Here is a 16,816-nt window from a genome sequence, read left to right on the forward strand (position 1 = left end):
ATTAAAATCTTAGGATTTATAAGCCGTTGTTACATGTACTACAAAGTTTCAGGATTAATGGCCAAACTCTTAAAGAGCATTGCCTTGGTATCGAAAAATTTATTCTGTACTTCGTTTCTTTTTAAAGCTGCATCAATCAATTTACTCTCGCGCGAGTTGATCAAGAATAAAGAACTCTCCCCAAAACTGAATTTTCGTTCCTCTGCCCTCAAGAGTGTTTCGTAATTGGTTACAATATCCGCGATAAGCTGATTTTGGGTTGTATAAGAGTCCAATTCCCGATAAATGGCAATTACTTTATTTTGGATTTCTACCAATGCATTATCACGTTCAAACCTTGCATCTTGCAACTTAAATTTTGCGAGTCTTAAATCTCCGCGCTCTTTTCGTAAGAACAGCGGTAAACGAAAAGTAACACCGCCTTTAAAGTTGTCTACGATAAGGGAATTGATCTGATCGGGAGTTTCCGTCAAGAAATTATATTCCACATCCAATACCGGTAAAAGTTTATTCGCCTTCAACCGTCTATCTACGGTTAATCCATCGATTTTAAATTCTAAAGACCTTAATTTGGGATGGTTTTCCAATGTAAAACTGTCCAGAGGCTTTCCCATTATCTCCAATGTCACATCAATCTCGCTTGCTACATTTTCATCAGGAATCACTTCAGGTTGCAATTCGACTGGAACGTCATTAATCCATAAAAAATTAGAGAGTTCCAAGGTTCTTTTCATGAACCTCACCTTTGCCTGCTCTAGTCCCAAAGCCCTATTCTGCACTGCAATTTTAGCTTCAACAGTATCAATTACCGCAATGTCGCCAGCTAAAGCCCGTTGTTTTACTCCTTGGAAACGTACTTCGGCATTTTCTAAAAAGTCACTGAAAATCATTGCATCTTTATATGCCCTTAGCCAGTCAAAATATGCTAGGGAAGCATTGTACAATATTTCGTTCACCAATAAATCTTGGTCTGCTTTAGATTGTTCACGAAATAATTTTGCACGTTTTAGGGTCGCCATTCTTTCATTGATCCAAAATCCTTCGGCTAAAGACATGGAAACGCCTGCACTATACAATCCATCATCTGGTACGGTTTCATTAGAATTTATAAATTCTCCTTGGTTTTGCTCAAAATTACCTTTGAGTTCTATACCAAACCAAGTGGGTACTTTAAATGTTGTACTGAGTCTATCCCAATATTCGGTCTCTTTAAAATCCTTACGGTCGTAATCCACTTCTATTTTGGGGTCGAATCCCCCTCGGGCCCTCATTAAGTTGGCCTGGCTTATAGGTATGGTCAACTGTGCCTGTTTGGCAATGGGATGGTATTTTTTTACGTACCCCAAATACTCCTTGAAATTGAGCACTATTGAATCTTGTTGTGCCTGAGTATAAAAGGTTGATAGAAAGAAGAGTATCCAAAATGGGATGTGCTGCTTATTTCTTTTTAGCATCGGCCACTTTATTTTCGGGTTGATAATAATTTGGTGGGAAGCCGTTTAGCTGCCTCCAAAGTTCAAACCATATAGGAACATCTTCGAGCAGTGCTATGGTATTTGCGCCTGAGCCCACCCTCAGGTCTTGAGGCCACTCATAATCGTCAGGGTCAGGAGCCAATAGAATTCTATATTTACCGTTATCGCTGATAAAGGTCTCAATAGCCACAACAACGCCCCCATAAGTTCCATAGGACACGTTTGGCCATCCACTGAATATTATAGCGGGCCATCCATCAAATTGAATGCGCACTTTTTCTCCCAAATGCATCAATGGAAGGTCAATGGGCTCTACAAAGGTCTCTACCGCCATATCGTATTTGGCGGGCATGATACCCACCAATCTATCACCCTCTTTAAATGTTTCGCCAATTCCTCCTTGTATTGCCCTGTTTATATACCCACTTTGTGGAGCTTTAATGTAGTATAAATCGTTTCTAATGGAATAATTTGTAAACTCGTTCTCCAATTTTGTCACCTGTGCCTCAGAATCAAATTGATTGGATTGTGCCGTAAACATATCACTACGGGCCTTTGAGATTTTATCGGTATACTCGGCCTTTATGCGATTAATTTCAACCTTTGCATTGATTACCTCGTTCTTACTCGCCAAAAGTTTGTTTTCTTGGGAAATAAGTTTTGCCTGTGTTTCTTGTAATTTCAAACGTTTTTCTTCGACATCGGTAACAGCTTTTAATCCTTCTGATTCCAGTTGTACGGTACGTTCATTCTGTCTTTGTGCAATTGATATGTTGGTTTTTGCAGCCTCTAGGTCTATACTATCGCTCTTAACCTTGAGCTTTGCCTGTAGGAGCTTGTTTCTTGCTTGCTCCAATTTTAGACTTCTTTCGTTGGCCAAGGCACCGATTTGTGTATTCAATGCCTTTACTTTTTCTTCGTATGAAGTGACCGACATTTCCTTTGCCTTTATCTGTTGCCCTGTCCGTTCTACCAGGTTAGGATCAAAATACTCGTTTTTAATTTCGGAAATAAATAAAATTGTATCTTCTCTCTCTACAAAATCGCCCTCGCGCACATACCATTTTTCAATACGCCCAGGTATTGGGGATTGTATAGTCTGCGGCCTTTGATCAGGCGTAAGTGTTGTCAAAAACCCTTTTCCGCTTACATTCTGAGTCCATGGCAGAAAAAGAATAATCAAGAAAATTAAAGCAAACGCTATCAAAAAGCGATTGAAATGTTTGTAATGCTTACGATATGACACTCGTTCCAGCGCCTTAAAACTTGAAAAGTCAACTGTTCTATTTAATGGATTTCTAGAAATATTTAACATGACGCTATGTGTTACTTTTTATTCTTCCATTCTCTATGGTAACGACCCTACCACATTTGCTGATCCAATTTTTATCGTTACTTACAATGACCAGGCTCCACGGATGAATTGGGTCAGTTAGGAAATCCATGATACGTTCAACTTCGTCATGATCAAACTGATCTAAAGGATCCCTCAATACTAAAAGCTTGGGTTTTTTTACCAAACTTCTCGCTAAAACGATTTTTTTGGCAAAAGTATAGGATATCTGTTTTCCTTCTGGATAAATTATTGTGTCCAGACCATCTTCCATATCTTTTACAATTTGCTGTAGGCCCGTTGCTTCTAAGACCCATATTATATCCTCTTTGCTTATGGATGGATCATTATATGTAATGTTCTCCAATAAAGTACCCTCAAAAGGAGTTTCTTCTTTTAATGATTGGCCGATCTGGGACCTGTAATGATTTAAGTTCTCTGATTTTAACCTTACTTCATTTACAAAAATATTACCATGGTCCGGTTCTATCAATCCAGAAATAACGTGCAATAGAGTAGATTTACCTGACGCATTGGCTCCCTTTATGAGAATACGGTCCTTCTTATGGATGGTCAGGGAAAGGCCATCAAGAATTTTGCGATCGCTCCCAGGTATCTTATAAACAATATCATCAAGTTCCAGTTTAAAGTTTTCTTGCTCGAACAGCTCCAATTCCTTTTGTTCCGGCTCTACTTCCTTATCGACCACTTGTCCCAATTTCTCCAATGATGTAAGTACGTCATAAAATGATTCCAGCCCAACAATTAATTTCTCCACCGAACTTATGACCAAAAGAATGATTATTTCCGCAGCTACAAATTGACCAATATTCATTTCTTGGCTCAGTACCAAAAGACCTCCTATAATCAAAAGACCTCCTGTAACCAAAATCTTAAAACCTATCATCTGGATAAACTGCAAGACCAATATCCGGAAATGACTTTCCCTGGCCGCCAGATAACCATTTACCAAAGCATCGTTTTTGTTAAGCGAATGTTCCGTTTTTCCAGAAAGTTTAAAACTTACTATACATCTTGCAACTTCCTGAATCCAATGGGCGACTTTATACTTTTGTTTGGATTCCTTTAAGCTAGTTTCCAAACCTTTGGTGATTGTATATTTAAAGACCACGTAAATCAACACCAGTAAAAGAACACCATAAATGATAAAAAATGGATGATACAGCGACAATAAAATAAGCCCAAATATGATTTGTAACAATGCTGTTGGAAAGTCTATCAATAATTTGGAAATTCCTTTTTGTACGTTGAGGGTATCAAAAAATCGATTGGCAAGTTCCGGTGGATAAAAATTCCTCAACTCGGACATTTTGATTTTTGGAAAACGATAAGCAAATTCAAAAGATGCTCTTGTAAAGATTTTCTGCTGAACGTTTTCAATGATTCTAATCTGCATTAATTGAAGTAAGCCGGTAAAGGCAACACCAAGCGTAACGAGAATAACAAGGATTATCCATGATGTACTTACTTGTGCACCTTGTATCAAATTAATGATTGCCTGAATACCCAAGGGTAGAGACAGACTTACAAGACCTGCGAAAATTGCGTAGTAAAAAACTTGAAGTACATCTTTCTTATCCAATGCCAGCATATTAATTAATCGTTGCCAAGCAGTAAGAATATTTTTAGCCATTATTTTTTGGTTTTAAGGCCCTAAAGACCAAATCGGTAAAGTAGTGTGTAGGTGTGGTCGTTTGGTTGCAATCTGTCAACATAGGAAAATGCTCACGAAGAAAATATTGATGTAGGCATCCTTCCAAGACGGTGCTTGCCAGACTTGAGGGATAAGGATATTCATTATCAAGAGCCACAATCATTTCATATAAGCGATTAATCAACCTTTTATAGATAACAAAATAGCCATCTTTGTTTTCTTGGTCTACTTCTTTGGTAAGATAAGATTTTGAGTATTCATTAATAACTATTTTACTCAATAAAATTTCGTTAATATGAGAAAAGGAGACATCCTCCTCAACAGTTTGTGTCAAAATCTCCAAAGCTTTTCTTAGCTTTTCCCTTTTATCGGGAATTCCATTTGTGGCAAAAACCATTTTATACTCCAACCATCCCCAATACCATGATGTAAGATAAAGGAGAAGTTTATGCTTGTTTTCAAAATAACGATAAATGGAACTCTCATTGGATTTTATTCGCTGTCCAAGTTTTCTAAAAGTGAAACTTTCAAAACCCATCTCGTCTATCATTAAAATACTTTGTTCAATGATTCTTTTTCCCAAATTTGATGACTCGGGATCTTTAACATAAATCTTATCCGGAATATCTATCCTGATGGACTGCATTAATCTTTCCATATCTTTATAATTGATTTTTCAATAAACAAATATAAAAGTAATACTATTATGCTTTAATAGTTTAACTACTTATTAACAGAGGCAATGCTATTTTATTTTATCTTTACTTCAGTTAATTTTTTAAAATTGGGTTATGAAAAAACTAATACTTCTTTTCTCGTGTTCTCTATTATTTGGCTTACAGGGTTTTGCCCAAGAAGGCTATAAACATATAACTTTTAAACATTTTACAGAGAGTAGAGGTGATTCTGAGAGCGGGATGTTATTGGAAATACCTTACTCAGATGTTGTAATGTTGAACAATTCTTTAAATTCCTCTTCTGGTTTTGGCTTTACCATAAACCTACACGGGAATATTTTAGTTGTAGATCAAATGGATGTTATGCCCAACGGTACCACCCAAGTGGTTTTAAGAAGAGAGGACGGAAAGGATTTTTATGGGTACAAACAAACCATCAAAGCCGTATTGGTAAAAAACATGAACTCCAGTTCCAACCTTAATCCATTATAAGTATGAAATTTGTAATTATTCCACTGGCCTTACTTTTTTCGGCATTTGCTTTAAATGCACAAGAAAACAACAATCGTTCAATCGATGTTGGTGACCAACTTATGATTACAGAGCCTTTAGGCTCATCTTATCGATTTATTGAAATTCCAAGGAAAAATTTTATTATTAAAAGAGGTGGGATTCCAAATATGAAAAGCTTGGATAAATCCATTGTAACCGTAACCGATATTTCCAACGATGAAAACCCCATAATTACCATCGAGAAATCCAACGGTAAAAAGTTTTTCAGAATCTATAAAACTTTTACCGCCCATCTTAATGCTGCAATTGATAGTGGGGAACTTAAACCTCTATGATAATACCATATCAGGTTGGTATATTTACACATTTAATTTAAATCAGCTCTTACGCTCAATTTCTGATAAAGATCACTCATGGTTTTAGTCCATATTATTTGCAATTCTTCTGAACAAGCGACCAGAATCGTGGATTTCTTAATTGAGGAAAGATTAATGCTGAATGCTCTGGTTTCAGATAAACTACTTTACAAACAACGTCGTAATGACGAAAAAGAAAGTTTTGAACAAACCTTGATAATGGGTACAACAAAAGCCCTGCTTTTTACAAAAATAAATGAGAGAATTCAAAGAAAATTCATAAAGAACCCACCTCTTATCTATGCAATGCCCATAATTTATATGGATGAGAAACAAAGTAAAAATCTTAGAAAAAAAACTGAAAAAGCATAAGTATAAAGAATAATTACAACAGACTAAATCTAGGTCAGCAATGATAATTAATGAAATCTAGAAAATTGAAAAATTAAATTATATATAAATTAAATTAATGTTTTATATAATTAATATAAATAAAATTATATAATAACATATTCGCATTTTTGTCAAAAATTTTTAACAAATGGATAGAATTACTATTGCTAAAGGAGACGGAATCGGTCCCGAAATAATGGATGCTACTTTAAAAATCCTTAATGCAGCTGGAGCACAGCTTGAAATGGATGAAATTGAAGTTGGCGAAAACGTATATTTAAAAGGAAACACTTCTGGAATTTCCAAAGACGCATGGAATACCATAAGAAAAAATAAGGTTTTTTTAAAAGCGCCCATAACTACACCGCAAGGCGGTGGTTATAAAAGCCTTAATGTTACCACCCGAAAATCCTTAGGGCTTTACTCCAATGTCAGGCCCTGTCGCAGTATTCACCCATTTGTAAAAACCAAACATCCTGAGATGGATGTTGTCATTATAAGGGAAAATGAAGAAGACCTTTATGCAGGTATCGAACACCAACAAACGGATGAAGTTGTGCAGTGTTTAAAATTGATCAGCAGACCTGGCTGTGAAAAAATAGTCAGATATGCTTTTGAATATGCAAAAAAGTATAATAGAAAAAAGGTCACCTGCTTTACAAAGGACAATATAATGAAGCAGACCGATGGACTTTTCCACAAAGTATTCGACGAAATCGCTGCAGAATATCCAGATATTACCAACGAACATTGGATAATAGATATAGGTGCTGCAAAGTTGGCCGATACACCAGAGATTTTTGACGTAATTGTAATGCCCAATCTTTATGGAGATGTATTATCTGATGTAGCTGCACAAATTACAGGTTCAGTTGGTCTTGCAGGATCTGCCAATATCGGTGAAACTTGTGCTATGTTTGAAGCTATCCACGGTTCCGCACCACGTAGGGCAGGACAAAATTTGGCCAACCCATCCGGTCTTTTGAGGGGAGCAATCATGATGCTAAATCACTTAGGACAAAATGACATAGCCGAAAAAGTTGAAAACGCTTGGTTGAAGACCATGGAAGATGGTATCCATACCTATGATATCTTTGATGAGAAAACCAGTAAAGAAAAAGTTGGCACAAAAGAATTTGCCGAGGCGGTAATTTCCAATCTTGGTCAAAAACCAAATACTCTAAAGAGTGTATCGTATGAAAAAACAGGACCTCTGGATTTGCCGACCACTCCAAGAAAAAAACCACTTAAAAAGGAATTGAAAGGTGTGGACGTTTTTGCTCACTGGTCAGGAACAGATCCAGATGAAATTGCGGCCAAACTCCAAAAGATGGAGAACGATAAATTAAAGTTGCAGGTCATTACCAATAGAGGGGTCAAGGTTTGGCCAAATGGTTTTGAAGAAACTTTTTGCACAGACCACTGGAGGTGTCGTTTCGCTACAACAGATGAAAGTTCCATTAATAATTCTGAAGTAGTAGAACTTTTAGGTAGAGCAATTACAAATGATATTGATGTAATAAAAACTGAAAATCTTTACTTTTTTGATGGAAAACAGGCTTTTTCAATGGCTCAAGGGCAATAAAAATACACAATCACGGAAAACTGTTTGTGAAAACGCTGAAAACCAATCGTACAATGTACGATTGGTTGAAGGTGAATTTGAGCCTGCGGAATCTGCTGAAGTATTGTTATCACTGCTCAATTATAAAATAAAGTTTCATACGGTTCAACTATTGAACTTAAAGGAAACCCAAAACAGTGACCCTGAAAAATCCCAAAAAAGAATAGAAGATCTTAAAGCTGCGAAACAAGAGGTGACCGAACTAGTGGTAAAAGCCAGAAATCATGGCAAAAAATTGGAAATCCATAGTACTGTCAACATAATCGTAAAATAATATTTTGGTTTTTGGTTCAATACTTGTCAAACCATTCAAAATTGGTATCGATTATCTCTTGTTTTTGAGCTTTGAGGTATTCCAATAGTGCCAAAGCAATCGGTGATAATTTTTTGTTTTTTAACCAGACCAGATTCCACATAGTTGTAATCGGTAGATTCTTTAAGGAAATTATTTTCATATCACCATTGCTCAATTCATTTTTAAGTCCGATCAAAGGCATAATGGAACAACCCAAACCGGCGATTACCGCTTGTTTTACCGCTTCGTTTGAAGTAAGCTCTATTTTCTTGGCAATAGTTATGCTTTTTTCTACTAAATAGTTCTCCATTGCTGCACGTGTGGCTGAGCCTTTCTCTCTAAAAATTAAAGGGGTATCCTTAGAGAACGCACTTTTGGTCAATTTTACTTTTTCAAAATATTTAGGGTTGCCAATAAGATAGAGCACGTTTTTCATTAAGCTTATCTTTTCCAGTTTTAAATGATCGGGCAAAACGCTCACCAAGGCAAAATCAACTTGATTCTCTTCGAGGCTTTCAACTACTTGGGCTTTATTGGTCACGTCCATGCTCAAATCCACTCCAGAATTCTCACGCATAAATTCTGATAAAAAATAAGGCATCACATATTTCCCCGTTGAAACGACAGATATTTTTAATTTCCCCGCTAATTCTCCTTTAAATGTGAGTAGCTTGTAGTCGATACGGTCTACTTCATTAAGAATCCTTTTTGCCGCCGATGCGATTTCCTTGCCAAAATCGGTGATAAATAGTTGCCTCCCTATTACCTCTGTCAATGGAATTGGAAACTGATTTTGAAAATTTTTTAATTGAATGGAGACTGCTGGCTGTGTCAAGTGAAGTTCTTCAGATGCCTTCGTAATACTCTGTTTTTCAGCTATTTTAGAAAAAATACGAAGTTGGTGCAAAGTATAATTCATAAACATATTTTATATAAAACATAATAAATATAAATAAAAATATATGATAAATATCATTGATCTTTGTATCAAAATAAAATATCATGCAATACAGACCATCAACGCTATCTCAAAAACTGGAAGAGACAAAATCCAGAATCACTGATGAAGAAAAGTACTATCCAATCTACTATGCATTAATGGGATTTTTATTTACTGGAATCTTACTTCTTTCAGCATTAAATAATTTTCTATTCTTTGGGTGGCTTAGCATTTCAATGTCAATCATATTTGGATTGCTATCAATCAATATCATTGGAAAAAGACAAACAAAAAGATATTAATATTAAACAATAAGATAAAATGGAAACTTTAATCGAAACAAAACAAAAAATACAATTGGTAGATGGTAGCTTTACACCATCTGAAGCCTGTGATGTCATTACTGCACTTTTAGATGAAAAGATAAATTTTCACAAACTTCAAAGACTATCTTGGTGTGAGGGTGATAAAGAAGCAAACACCAAATATCCGGACGAAAGGATAGCGGAATTAAAAGAAGAAAAAAGAGTTGCTAAAGAATTTATCAATAGTTTGAGAAGCGAAGGGAAAAGACTTCGAATTGATGGTATTCTAAAAATTTCTTTGGAAGAATAGTTTTGAATGGATTTACACCTTCTAATTGATAACCTAACCAATCCTGCTTTACTTTTTTTCTTTCTGGGAATTTTGGCAGTTCAATTAAAGAGTAATCTAGAAATCCCACAAAACTCTTCTAAATTTATTTCACTTTACCTACTGTTCGCAATAGGATTCAAGGGAGGGCTTGAGCTCTCCCATAGTGATTTCAGCATGGAAATCATCTGGTCACTTCTTTTCGGTATTTTTTTGGCCATATCAATACCTGTTTTTGCTTATTTCATACTTAGGCGCAAGTTCAGTGTTGAAAATTCAGGAGCCATTGCTGCTGCTTACGGTTCCGTTAGTGCGGTAACTTTTGTTACTGCCATCTCCTTTCTTGAAATAGAGAACATTGAATTTGGCGGTCACATGGTAGCGGTCATGGCTTTAATGGAAGCTCCATCCATAATTATTGGGGTATTGTTAATGGCTTTTTTCAAAAAAGGGCAACGAGACAAGGGAAGTTTTAAAAAAGTGCTCCATCATTCGGTAACCAATGGTAGTGTCCTATTGATTTTAGGTAGTTTGGCTATTGGTTTTCTCGCCAATGAGAATCAAGCTGAAGGCATAAAACCATTTACTACTGACATCTTCAAAGGATTCCTTGCAGTTTTTCTTTTGGATATGGGCATAACCAGTGGGAAAAAATTGAGCGACTTTATGAAGAAAGGTTGGTTCGCGTTAATATTTTCAATAGGCCTACCCGTACTCAATGGTTGCTTTGTAGCTTGGTTCAGTCAATTTATAACAGAAAGTCTAGGCAATCGGTTTTTATTTTCAATTTTGGCTGCAAGTGCTTCCTATATTGCGGTTCCAGCAGCTATGCGTATCGCTGCCCCAAAAGCAAACCCAAGCCTATATGTGCCTATGGCCTTGGCATTTACCTTTCCATTCAATATTACCTTGGGAATGCCCATTTATTTGTTCATTATACAATCTTTTCAGTAATCTAAAGCCATGATGAATGAAAAAGACAGAGCATCCCATTATTTTTGCAAATCGTGATATTGAGAATACTCCTTCCAAAACTTATCGTAAAAATTACGATATTAAACTTGGTGCTTTATTTAAAATAGGCAACCCAAAAAATAAGTCATATTTGTTTATTGCAGATTCTCTCTTGGAAAACATTCCCGAAAATTCACCAAATCTACCCGTACATAAAATTATTAATCAAACAGTTGTCGTCATCGGTATATTGGAAATGAGCAACGGTAGGTACAAAGCGATTTTGGAACGAAAGGATAAAAATGATTTCTACAGGGGACAAAGTCGACTGTACTCGCTTATTAATGAAGCTATCATTGCAAGAGAACTAATTCCTTTATAAATTGAAACTTCTAAAAGGTATATTTTAGTAATAAAAGTTTTCAATGGGAAAAAATAGATGTGGCTGGTGCGAAGGCGATTCACTTTATGAAGAATATCACGATAAAGAGTGGGGCGTACCTGTAAAAGATGACGACACCTTGTTCGAGTTTCTCATTTTGGAGACTTTTCAGGCCGGCCTAAGTTGGATTACCGTATTGAAAAAGCGTGAGAACTTCAGAAAGGCATTTGACAATTTCGATTACGCCAAGATTGCTGAATATGACCAGGGAAAAATTGATGAGCTTCTTGATGATTCAGGTATAATCAGAAACAAATTAAAAGTAAATGCCACTATATCTAACGCTCGGGCATTTATGGAAGTACAAAATGAATTTGGAAGTTTCAGCAATTATATTTGGGGTTTTGTAAACAATGAGCCTATTAAAAATAAAGTGGTACACTATAAAAATGCACCTGCTACCACTTCCCTTTCTGATACTTTAAGCAAGGATTTGAAAAAAAGGGGGTTTAAGTTTGTGGGAAGTACGGTCGTATACGCCCATATGCAAGCTACCGGAATGGTCAATGATCACGAGATAAGTTGTTTTAGATATGATAAAGTATAAGTTTTTTATTGGTTTTCTGTCATTGACCTGCATTTGTTGGTCGCAGGACAAGAACGAGAAAGAATTTCGGATATCAAAACCCGAATTTCCTTCCAACGCCTATGAACTGATTTCAGAACAACTGGCATCCGCAAAAAGGATTCGCTACTATTTTGAAACCGATAGCCTTAAAAAAAGTTATGAGGCCAAGTTTAAGAAAGGAAGATTACATTATAGTGTAGAATTTGATGAAAATGGAAAGTTGGAAGATGTAGAATTTATAATTGAAGAAAAAGACATTCCAGAAGAAAGCTGGAAAAAAATCAATACCTATTTACAAGATAATTTTGAAAAGGTACGTATCAAAAAAATTCAACAACAGTATCGTAGTAACGGGATTATAGAAAAAGAACTCATATACCAAGCCTTTCAAAATCTAATATTGCCCCATATCAATTACGAAATTGTCTTCGCCTCAAAAGCAAACAAAGGTTATCAAACTTATGAAGCGCTATTTGATGCTAAAGGCATGTTCTTAAAGCTAAGGAAATCCCTATCATCCGCATATGACCATGTTTTGTACTAGGTGGGTTTTTCCGCTTATTTTCTTTTTTATGGCGTTATCTTCATTTTCCCAAGAAAACCTAACCAGTTATTGGCAGCCCCAAACAGCAATAAATTATGACGTAACCAAGACCTATTCGCATAATTTTTCCGTGGCAAAGCGAAGTTATCTTATTGATCAAGGAGACTACGGGTTCAATGTAAGGCAAATCGATGTGGTACATTTTTCCAATTTAAAAGTGGCCGATAATAAAAGTGTGGCACTAGGAATACAATACCGATTTAGGGATATTTTTGAAGACAGCAGCAACGAACTTCGTCTAACACAACAGTATAACTATACAAAACGGCCTTTTGTAATAAGGTATGGGCATCGCTTGCGTTCAGAACAGCGTATTACCAGAAATTTGACAACGCATAGATTCCGATATAGGTTTGCATTGGATTTTCCGTTAAAAGGGGAAGAGTTGAACATGGGCGAACCTTATTTTGTAGGTAGCTTTGAAAATCTGCTAAGCGTAGCCAAAGCAAATTCCCCGGAATTTGATTTGAGACTCAGCGGACAAATAGGTTGGCAACTCAAAAAAGGTCTGAAAGTTCAGGCGGGGTTGGAATATCGGATGGAGGACTTTGCTTCAGACTTTCCACAAAATGTTGTGTTTTTATTGACCAACATTCAGTTATCCCTTTAAAATTTCCATAAAAGCATCTCGGGAAATCAGTTCTGCTCCCAAACTTTCAAGATGGTCTGTATGGACTTGGCAATCTATAAGTTTATAATTTTTCTTTTCCAATGCTTCGACCATTTTAACAAATGCAAACTTGGAAGCATTTGCTTGGGTGCTGAACATACTTTCACCACAGAATACGTTTCCTAAATCCACACCATAAAGTCCACCTACCAATTGATTTCCTTGCCATGCTTCAAAAGATTTGGCAAACCCTTTTTCAAAAAGCTTTAAATATGCCAATTTCATTTTTGGTGTAATCCATGTGCCCTCTTGCCCCTTGCGCTGCACTTTTGCGCAGTTATCCACTACCTCTTCAAAACGTAAATTCTGCGTGAAGGTAAATTTGTTGCAGCGCATAATTTTACGCATGCTTTTTGAAATTTTCACTTTATATGGAAACAATACCATCCTGGGGTCTGGGCTCCACCACAAAATAAGGGCGTCTTCATTGAACCAAGGGAAGATTCCGTTCTTGTAGGCCAACAACAAGCGTTCTGAGGATAAATCGCCACCAACTGCCAGAAGCCCATCTTCGGTAGCTGTTTCGATAGGGGGGAACTCCAATCGGTCACCCAAAAAAAACAACGGGAGATTTGTTTTGTTTTTTTCCAAGATGCAATTTTTAATAAAATTACGGAAAAAGTGCTAGAATATAAGAAGCCCTCCTATATAAACTACACTTCCTATAAGCATGAAAATCAATGTGTAAGGTAAAATTTCTTTAGCTTTTAGCTTTGTAATTCCCAAAAGGGGCAAAGCCCAGAACGGTTGAAACATATTTGTAACCTGGTCGCCATAGGCCAAGGCCATAATCGCTTTTGGCAATGGAACCCCAAGCTGTAACGCAGATTCGACCACAAGTGGTCCCTGTACGGCCCACTGGCCTCCACCACTGGGAACGAATATATTGACCAAACCTGCACTAAAAAAGGTGAAAATAGGCAAGGTCGTACTTGTGCTGATGGATACGAAAAAATCAGAAATACCTGTAATCATCCCACTATTGCCCATAATTCCCATAATCCCGAAATACAGCGGAAACTGGATTAAGATTCCTGCAGTATCCCCTATCGCCTCTTCCACGGCAAGCAAAAAACTTTTAAAGTTTCCGTGAAGAACAATTGCCAAACCCAACATGAAAAAATTGAGCATATTGGGGGTAATGTTCAAATTTCTTATTGACGGCAGGTATTGCAAAAGGAAAGCCATGAAGATCAAAATACCAAAACCGATTGCTACAATTCTGGAATGGTCGAGTTTTTCAGCCCCTTCAAGATTGTTTTTATCAATCGCTTTAAACCTATATTCCTTTAAGTCAATCTTTGTGTGACTTGTTCTTTTTCCCAAATAATAGACCAAAATACATATGAAAAAGGCAACGACGGCAAACAAAATAAGATTCCAATAGCTAAAAACGGTGAGCGAAGTGGAAATAGTTTCTGGCAATTGCGATAGTATAGCTATATCGGAAATACTTTCCAGTAGATTTTGAAGATGCCCCATCTCCGAAACCTTTATTGGAGCAGAACCACTTATCCCGCCATGCCAAACCATTAGACCAACATAGCCTGAAGCCCCGATCAAGGGGTAGTTTATGGGTATATTGTTCGCTTGCGCATATTCACCGACTTTTCGTGCCAAAATAGCTCCAAAAATGAGTCCCAGCCCCCAATTGAAAAAAGAAACCAACATGGTTGGCAATGCAACCAAAACCGCTGCGTTGGACGTGTTCTTTACAAATTTGGTAATTCCCAATATCAAACGCTCCATTGGTCTGCTCAAAACCAAAACATGGCCCAAAACCAAAATAAGCATCATCTGATATGCAAATACCAACAAACCATTGTTCCATATGCCTTTTTCCCAATAGGATAGAAGGAGAACAACATGGTTTTTATCTGAAGTATTTTCAGTAAAGACCAGCGCTAAAATCAATGTTAGCACCGTAAGAAATACTGCAATTGTAAATGGTGAAGGCAAATACCTTCTAAAAGCAAGCGCTATAACTTTGGTAAGGCCCAAAGTGTATTAGAAAGGTAAATCGTCGTGCTCTCCTTCGTTCACATCATCCGCAGGTTCAAAAGCTTCCATGGGCGGTACGGGAGGGACGTTGTCTCCACTGGCCTCTGTTTGAAGATTTTCAATTCTCCAGCCCTGAATGGAATTAAAATATTTGGTCTCACCTTCTGGGTTTACCCACTCCCTACCTCTTAGGTTAATACTGACCTTTACCATTTGACCAACACTGTAGTTGTTGAGTAAATCGCACTTGTCCTGTACGAATTCCACTAGTATATGTTGAGGATACTGTTCCTCTGTAGTGATTACAACTTCTCTTTTTCTGAAACCGTTGTTACCGTAGGTTTTGGTCTCATCGATCATTTTAATTCTTCCCTGAACTTCCATTTTATCTACTTTTCAATAAGCATCAAAAATACATAAAATGAAGCCTAATAAAAACCATACTTGCTAATGAAGTATCAACATATTTTTACATTTTCCGCTATCTTTAATCAGAATTGTTCTCGAATATGAATTTCAACCCTAGGAAAAAGGCTTCCAATATCATTTTATTGATTTCATCGTTCGTTATCGTAAGCCTTATTCTGTGGAATACCAACAGCTTCTTCAAAAATTTTAAAGAGGAAGAACGCCTAAAGATGGAAATATGGGCAACTGCCCAACTGGAACTGATCCAATCCTCCGTAGACCAAGAACTGGGAAACCTTACATTAAAAGTGATGGGAAACAATACCTCTACACCCATGATCTTGGTAAACGAAGAAGGGTCTATTAAAACACACAACATCTCTTTGGAAAAAGCGATGGACACTGTCTATATCCAAAGGAAGATAAGACAGTTTGAAAGCGAGAACGAGCCCATACACATTATCCAGGAAGGGGAGCTTTTGGAAACACTGTATTATGGGAATTCTGAAGTTTTGAACAAATTAAAGTACTATCCCCTGGCCTTGCTTCTGATAATTTTTCTTTTTGGAACCGTGATTTTCTTCTTTTTCAAGACCAACAAAGCTTCGGAACAAAACAAACTTTGGGCGGGGATGGCGAAGGAAACGGCACATCAAATAGGTACGCCATTGACATCTTTATTGGGATGGAACGAGCTTTTAAAATCCGAAAAAATCAATCCTGACATCACCAAAGAGATTGCAAAGGATATTACCCGGTTGGAAACCATAACGGATCGTTTTTCCAAAATTGGGTCGATTCCGGATTTGGAAGTACATGATATTGTAAAAGAGACGGAGAAGGCCTACGAATACCTAAAGCGTAGAAGTTCCAAACTCATACATTTTGCCTTTAGTTCTGAAATTGATGAACTGCCTGTACTTTTAAATCCACCTTTGTACAATTGGAGCATAGAAAATCTCGTTAAGAATGGTATAGATGCGATGAAAGGGAAGGGCAATATTGCCATTCAAATTGAAAAAAAGGGTCAATTTGTCAATATTTTGGTATCGGATACTGGCCACGGAATTTCAAAAAGTGATTTTCAGAATATCTTCAATCCAGGGGTAACTTCAAAAAAAAGGGGTTGGGGACTGGGCCTTTCACTGGTAAAAAGAATTGTGGAGGAATACCACAAAGGAAAAATTAAAGTACTTTCGTCAAGCAAAGAAGGAACAATCATGCAAATCTCCCTGCGAGCAAAAGTCTGATAAAC

At 36.8% G+C, this 16,816-nt stretch carries 21 protein-coding genes; 13 read left to right on the forward strand and 8 right to left on the reverse strand.

Features of this window, described 5'->3' with window-relative positions:
• Positions 1-38: 38 nt before the first annotated feature.
• Genes HME9304_RS05525 through HME9304_RS05540 form a run of 4 tightly spaced genes read right to left on the reverse strand, consistent with a single transcriptional unit; the run spans position 39 to position 5,141 of the window.
• Complete coding sequence (locus HME9304_RS05525; RefSeq protein ID WP_112377631.1) at positions 39-1,454, reverse strand: TolC family protein; 1,416 nt, start codon at positions 1,452-1,454, stop codon at positions 39-41.
• On the reverse strand, positions 1,438-2,790 hold the full coding sequence (locus HME9304_RS05530; protein ID WP_112377632.1) for an HlyD family secretion protein: 1,353 nt from the start codon (positions 2,788-2,790) through the stop codon (positions 1,438-1,440). Before HME9304_RS05530 ends, HME9304_RS05525 begins: the two co-directional genes overlap by 17 nt.
• 4 nt (positions 2,791-2,794) lie before the next feature.
• On the reverse strand, positions 2,795-4,462 hold the full coding sequence (locus tag HME9304_RS05535; RefSeq protein ID WP_112377633.1) for a peptidase domain-containing ABC transporter: 1,668 nt from the start codon (positions 4,460-4,462) through the stop codon (positions 2,795-2,797).
• Entirely contained in the window at positions 4,455-5,141 is a 687-nt protein-coding gene (locus HME9304_RS05540; protein ID WP_112377634.1) for a TetR/AcrR family transcriptional regulator, read from the reverse strand. The genes HME9304_RS05535 and HME9304_RS05540 overlap by 8 nt, the downstream gene beginning before the upstream one ends.
• Positions 5,142-5,274: 133 nt before the next feature.
• Between HME9304_RS05540 and HME9304_RS05545 the strand changes: the two genes are divergently transcribed.
• From HME9304_RS05545 to HME9304_RS05565, 5 genes are all read left to right on the forward strand, one after another.
• Positions 5,275-5,652, forward strand: a complete 378-nt coding sequence (locus HME9304_RS05545; RefSeq protein WP_112377635.1) for a hypothetical protein — start codon at positions 5,275-5,277, stop codon at positions 5,650-5,652.
• A gap of 2 nt (positions 5,653-5,654) precedes the next feature.
• A complete protein-coding gene (locus HME9304_RS05550) occupies positions 5,655-6,008 on the forward strand; it encodes a hypothetical protein (protein ID WP_112377636.1) in 354 nt (117 codons plus the stop codon).
• A gap of 129 nt (positions 6,009-6,137) precedes the next feature.
• Positions 6,138-6,401, forward strand: coding sequence for a hypothetical protein (locus tag HME9304_RS05555; protein WP_123877359.1), 264 nt, complete (start codon positions 6,138-6,140; stop codon positions 6,399-6,401).
• A 169-nt stretch (positions 6,402-6,570) separates the two neighbouring features.
• Positions 6,571-8,007: an NADP-dependent isocitrate dehydrogenase gene (locus HME9304_RS05560; protein ID WP_112377638.1), complete on the forward strand. Its 1,437-nt coding sequence runs from the start codon at positions 6,571-6,573 to the stop codon at positions 8,005-8,007.
• Complete coding sequence (locus HME9304_RS05565; protein ID WP_112377639.1) at positions 7,970-8,320, forward strand: hypothetical protein; 351 nt, start codon at positions 7,970-7,972, stop codon at positions 8,318-8,320. The genes HME9304_RS05560 and HME9304_RS05565 overlap by 38 nt, the downstream gene beginning before the upstream one ends.
• 16 nt (positions 8,321-8,336) lie before the next feature.
• Here HME9304_RS05565 and HME9304_RS05570 read toward each other — a convergent pair whose 3' ends face one another.
• Positions 8,337-9,260 (reverse strand): LysR family transcriptional regulator, encoded by a 924-nt coding sequence (locus HME9304_RS05570; protein WP_112379737.1) that lies wholly within the window; start codon positions 9,258-9,260, stop codon positions 8,337-8,339.
• An 83-nt stretch (positions 9,261-9,343) separates the two neighbouring features.
• Here HME9304_RS05570 and HME9304_RS05575 point away from each other — a divergent pair, with 83 nt between their 5' ends.
• The 7 genes from HME9304_RS05575 to HME9304_RS05605 are packed head-to-tail and all read left to right on the forward strand — an operon-like array spanning position 9,344 to position 13,092.
• A complete protein-coding gene (locus tag HME9304_RS05575; RefSeq protein WP_112377640.1) occupies positions 9,344-9,583 on the forward strand; it encodes a hypothetical protein in 240 nt (79 codons plus the stop codon).
• A 19-nt stretch (positions 9,584-9,602) separates the two neighbouring features.
• Entirely contained in the window at positions 9,603-9,896 is a 294-nt protein-coding gene (locus tag HME9304_RS05580; protein ID WP_112377641.1) for a hypothetical protein, read from the forward strand.
• A 6-nt stretch (positions 9,897-9,902) separates the two neighbouring features.
• Positions 9,903-10,868 carry a sodium-dependent bicarbonate transport family permease gene (locus HME9304_RS05585; RefSeq protein WP_112377642.1) on the forward strand — a complete coding sequence of 322 codons (966 nt, stop codon included), beginning with the start codon at positions 9,903-9,905 and terminating at the stop codon, positions 10,866-10,868.
• Between the two features lie 16 nt (positions 10,869-10,884).
• Positions 10,885-11,250 carry a hypothetical protein gene (locus HME9304_RS05590; protein ID WP_112377643.1) on the forward strand — a complete coding sequence of 122 codons (366 nt, stop codon included), beginning with the start codon at positions 10,885-10,887 and terminating at the stop codon, positions 11,248-11,250.
• Between the two features lie 43 nt (positions 11,251-11,293).
• Positions 11,294-11,857, forward strand: a complete 564-nt coding sequence (locus tag HME9304_RS05595) for a DNA-3-methyladenine glycosylase I (RefSeq protein ID WP_112377644.1) — start codon at positions 11,294-11,296, stop codon at positions 11,855-11,857.
• Positions 11,844-12,422, forward strand: coding sequence for a hypothetical protein (locus HME9304_RS05600; RefSeq protein WP_112377645.1), 579 nt, complete (start codon positions 11,844-11,846; stop codon positions 12,420-12,422). The genes HME9304_RS05595 and HME9304_RS05600 overlap by 14 nt, the downstream gene beginning before the upstream one ends.
• A 28-nt stretch (positions 12,423-12,450) precedes the next feature.
• Positions 12,451-13,092 (forward strand): DUF2490 domain-containing protein, encoded by a 642-nt coding sequence (locus tag HME9304_RS05605; protein ID WP_164674767.1) that lies wholly within the window; start codon positions 12,451-12,453, stop codon positions 13,090-13,092.
• On the opposite strand, the gene aat is transcribed toward HME9304_RS05605, so the two are convergent.
• The 3 genes from aat to HME9304_RS05620 are packed head-to-tail and all read right to left on the reverse strand — an operon-like array spanning position 13,081 to position 15,537.
• Entirely contained in the window at positions 13,081-13,743 is a 663-nt protein-coding gene (aat, locus tag HME9304_RS05610) for a leucyl/phenylalanyl-tRNA--protein transferase (RefSeq protein WP_239023390.1), read from the reverse strand. The two genes, HME9304_RS05605 and aat, sit on opposite strands and share 12 nt — an antisense overlap.
• A gap of 33 nt (positions 13,744-13,776) precedes the next feature.
• Entirely contained in the window at positions 13,777-15,153 is a 1,377-nt protein-coding gene (locus HME9304_RS05615; protein WP_112377647.1) for a short-chain fatty acid transporter, read from the reverse strand.
• A gap of 6 nt (positions 15,154-15,159) precedes the next feature.
• Positions 15,160-15,537 (reverse strand): DUF3127 domain-containing protein, encoded by a 378-nt coding sequence (locus HME9304_RS05620; protein WP_112377648.1) that lies wholly within the window; start codon positions 15,535-15,537, stop codon positions 15,160-15,162.
• 125 nt (positions 15,538-15,662) lie between these two features.
• On the opposite strand from HME9304_RS05620, the gene HME9304_RS05625 reads away from it, so the two are divergent.
• The gene (locus tag HME9304_RS05625; RefSeq protein WP_112377649.1) at positions 15,663-16,811 is read left to right on the forward strand and encodes a sensor histidine kinase; all 1,149 of its coding nucleotides are present in this window, start codon (positions 15,663-15,665) and stop codon (positions 16,809-16,811) included.
• Positions 16,812-16,816 lie beyond the last annotated feature (5 nt).

The sequence above is a fragment of the Flagellimonas maritima genome, from assembly GCF_003269425.1.
GTDB classification, from domain to species: Bacteria; Bacteroidota; Bacteroidia; order Flavobacteriales; family Flavobacteriaceae; genus Flagellimonas; species Flagellimonas maritima.